This is a genomic window from Acetivibrio ethanolgignens, from assembly GCF_001461035.1.
GTDB classification, from domain to species: domain Bacteria; phylum Bacillota; class Clostridia; order Lachnospirales; family Lachnospiraceae; genus Velocimicrobium; species Velocimicrobium ethanolgignens.
Genome location: NZ_LNAM01000034.1, coordinates 1 through 3902 on the forward strand (window position 1 = coordinate 1; position 3902 = coordinate 3902).

4 protein-coding genes and 1 pseudogene are annotated in these 3902 nt (G+C 44.8%); all 5 read left to right on the forward strand.

Annotated features, from left to right (window positions below; all coding sequences use genetic code 11):
- Nucleotides 1-1545 (forward strand): RHS repeat domain-containing protein (locus ASU35_RS02795; protein WP_278278039.1); only part of this gene is annotated, 1545 nt, incomplete at its 5' end.
- Entirely contained in the window at nucleotides 1542-1988 is a 447-nt protein-coding gene (locus tag ASU35_RS02800) for an Imm26 family immunity protein (protein ID WP_058351575.1), read from the forward strand. The genes ASU35_RS02795 and ASU35_RS02800, both read left to right, overlap by 4 nt.
- A gap of 786 nt (nucleotides 1989-2774) precedes the next feature.
- A complete protein-coding gene (locus ASU35_RS19070) occupies nucleotides 2775-2912 on the forward strand; it encodes a hypothetical protein (RefSeq protein ID WP_156059339.1) in 138 nt (45 codons plus the stop codon).
- A gap of 41 nt (nucleotides 2913-2953) precedes the next feature.
- Nucleotides 2954-3196, forward strand: coding sequence for a hypothetical protein (locus ASU35_RS19075; RefSeq protein WP_147525346.1), 243 nt, complete (start codon nucleotides 2954-2956; stop codon nucleotides 3194-3196).
- Between the two features lie 62 nt (nucleotides 3197-3258).
- Nucleotides 3259-3902 (forward strand): annotated as a pseudogene (locus tag ASU35_RS02805) (hypothetical protein); the annotation flags it as partial.

Consider the following 3902-nt stretch of genomic DNA (forward strand, 5'->3'; position numbering starts at 1 on the left):
GAAAGCCTGACCGACGCCAGCGGAAGGCCGGTGTTTTATGAGTACGACTGGCGTGGAAAACTGTCCGAAATCAGGGATGAGAACGGACAGAGAATTGCGGCGTATACCCACACAGCTGGTGGCAAACTGGAAGAAATCCATCATGGCAACGGCCTTTGCACCCGCTATGAATACGATACGGAGGGGAATATCATCCATCGGCACCTTCAGAGAGAGGACGGGGAAACCATCTCCGACCTGCGGTATGCATACGACCTGAATGGGAACCGTACCCTGAAGCAGGGAAGCTGCCTGCTTTCCGGTGGCAGCCTGACGGATTTGGCGGTATCCTACCGTTATGATTCTATGGACCGTCTGGTAAGCGAGACTTACCAGGGGGAGGAAACCTCCTATGTGTACGACCGGTGTGGAAACCGCTTGAAAAAGCTGGATAAAAATGGAACGGAGGAGTACCATTATAACCGGAAAAACCAGCTGATCTGCCGCTTTTCAGAAAAAGAGAAAACGGCATATCGCTATGACCGGCAGGGAAACCTGCTGGAAGCAGCCGGGGCAGAGGGAACAACGGTATTTTCGTACAATGTGTTCCACCAGCAGACAGCCGTGACCATGCCCGACGGAAAGCGTCTGGAAAACCAGTATGACGCAGAATACCTGCGCGCCGGAACAGTGGAAAACGGAACAGTCACAACTTTTTCGTACCATAACGGGGAACTGCTTGCAGAGAGCAGTCCGGACGGCGATACGATAAGCCGTTATATTCCGGGGTACGGGGTGGCGGCAGGCTGGAACCGGGAAAAGAGCGGCTACCACTACTACCATCTGGACGAGCAGAACAGCACTGCCTATATCACGGGAAGCAGCGGGGGGATAGAAAACCAGTACGAGTACGATGCGTTTGGCGTAATCAAAAATAGCCGGGAGGAGCTCCCAAACAGAATCCTCTACACGGGACAGCAGTATGACCAGGAAAGCGGCCAGTACTATCTGCGGGCAAGGTTTTATAACCCGGTGCTGGGAAGGTTTGTGCAGGAGGATGTGTACCGTGGGGATGGGCTGAACCTGTATGCGTACTGTAAGAACAATCCGGTGGTGTACTATGATCCGAGCGGGTACAAGGCTAAAACTAACCTACTGTGTAAGGAAGAGACAGGTGAGGGAGGAAATGGCACAGGAGAGTATGGTAGTAAGAGTGGTACATCTTCAAAGCAAAAAACATATCAGACTTATACTAAGAAAAATCCAGTAACAGGGGAAGTATATTCAGGTAGAACAAGTGGATATGGTACACCAGCTGAAAATGTTAGAAGGAGAGATGCAAATCATCATATGAATGAAAAAGGTTTTTTACCTGCTCAGTTAGACCAAACTTCAACAAATTATAATGCTATTAGGGGACGTGAACAGATGCTTATTGATGCAAATGGTCATGCACAATCTGTTGGTGGTACATCAGGTAATGCAATTAACGGAATTGGTTCTAACAATAAGAAAAAGGAAATATATATCAACGCAGCAAAAGAATTATTTGGAGAGATAAAATGAGAAAAAAGAGATTAAGATTAGGAGATATTTATGAGATACCTTTACCAAATGGCAAAAATGCATATGGACGTTTATACAGAGAATATACATTAGCCATTTACAAAAAAAGATGTACCTCAATTGAAGAATTACCCAATACAGAAGACTATGATTTTTTTGTTGGGGTATATAAGGATTTGTTGCAAGATGGTGAATGGAAGATTGTAGGTAATAGGAAGTTTATAACAGAAGAAGACGCATGGGCACCTCCACAGTGTGTAGTTGATGCGATTACAAAGACAGGGTCACTCTATTATAAAGGAGAAATAAAACCATGTACGTATGAGGAGTGCAAAGATTTAGAGGTAGTTGCAGCATGGGATAGACATCATATTATAGACCGATTAATGGGGAATGCGGATTGGATGAAATTCTTAGATAAACCTATTAATCCAGAAAAATAAAACAACTATATCTCGAAAAGGATGCGTACTATTAAGGTATGCATCCTTTTATAATAAATTGTTGCGAAAGAAGTATTTTTCTATTATGAGCGGTAGAATTATATAAAATTTCCGTTTGAAAAGCGGTAATTTCGACTCAAATATTGCTTCAAAAGGCGGTAAATCACATACAGATTTTTGTCATAAAGACGGTATCGGATTCTTTTGATTTTGATATCAAAGATATTACAGAAGCCCTTTTTACTTTAGAAATCTAGCTATTTTCTAAGATTTTTTCGTAATTAAGTTTCACTTCAAGATGGATTATGACATTCACAGATAGCTTACAAATAATTCGCTGAGGTCTCATGAATACAGACAACTTAGACAATGCTGGATAATCCCCAGTAATCTGAAACTATCTGTATCTGATACCATCGAAATTCTCCAATCTTAATCCGCACATCCTAACATCACACCTCTGTTTCGATTCATTCTGATTTTCCTAATATCAAATCAACTAATATCTTCAACAACCTGCTCATCCACCGATACTGTATAGTTCCATAAATCCGCAGATTCTTTCTCTTGTCACAGCATTTGAATTTTTGCTTATTCCCGATTTTTGCGTGTTTTTCTGAAGTATGAGGTGTGGTATCAAGTAATAAGATGAAAAAGGTGTATAAATTTAAACAAATCTATTGAACATTTCCTGCTGACTTTAAGGAACTTTGGAAACATACAGACTGTTTTCAGTATGACGCATATAGGCATAAGTTAACCAAGAACAAAAGGAGGTTGGCTTTTATGATTTATGGATTTATATCATCACTGGATGATGAGACAACAAAGGTGTTTTTCAGAAGTAAGAAGATTCGGGCAATAACATTTATTATGCTGGAAGTCTTGGTGAACTTACATCGGTTCTGCAGAGTGGAGATGTAGTTTATACCGTTAGCTGTAATCGTTTTGAATCTGTGCGTCAGGTGTATACTTTTGCAAGGTTCTGTCATGAAAGGGGTATCGTTCTTCATTTTGTAGCTGAACCGTATCTTGATATTGGCAATGGCAAGCAGTGGAGACCTGCAGTCGCCAAAGTCATTTCCAGCATGGTGGAGAGTGAGCAGAAAGCAAAGGGAATGATGGCACAAGGATTCAAGATGAGTGATTCCCAGTGGGAGTATGCCTATCCTCCCCGGCGGCAGTCCCCTCCGGAGATGAACTGCTGAGTGAGCTGGAAGCGGCTGACGGGGAGGCTCGTGAGGCAGAAAACAATGCGGTCAAGGAAGACATGATCACGAAGAAGCAGGAGGGCAAGAGCAAGATCGTGGGCGGCGTGATAAGCCTGGCGACGGTCGTGGGCCTGACCGCCCTGACCGTGGCAACGGGAGGAATGGCGGCGCCGTTTGCCATCGCGGCAGGAGTCAAGGCGACATTTGCAGTGGCGGATATCGCCGAGGGGCTGGACGGATACAGCAAGATGAATGCCATGGATGCGTCGAGGCCGGCAAACTTCCTGCGGGATACGGTCTTTGGCGGCAACCAGGCAGCCTATGATACCACATCCATGATTACGGACATGGTGTTTGACGTGGTTTCGGGAAAGGCTGTCGAGGGGGCATTCTCCAGGATGGAAGAAGCGTCAAAAGTCCAGAAGCTTGCCAGAAAAGCAATGGACTTCTGGGATGGGATCTGTCCCAAGACCAAGGTGGCGAATCTCGTCTCCCAGATAGGAGGCACAATGCTGTTTGGCGCAGTCGATGATTATCTGGCTACGGGAAAGGTTGATCTGAAAAACTTAGGACTGGACGCTTTAGCCGGTCTGGCCAAGGGAACGTTGGGAACTGCCGGAACAGAGAAACTGAAAAAATACCTCGACATAGATGACAAGTGGGTGGGAAAAGTGGTCGGAACCCTGGCAGGAGCCGCTTTTGG

What these genes read in the sequence shown, in the direction of transcription:
- ASU35_RS19070 (WP_156059339.1), top strand. Translation starts at nt 2,775, where the DNA reads ATGATTTATGGATTTATATCATCACTGGATGATGAGACAACAAAGGTG.
- ASU35_RS02800 (WP_058351575.1), top strand. Translation starts at nt 1,542, where the DNA reads ATGAGAAAAAAGAGATTAAGATTAGGAGATATTTATGAGATACCTTTA.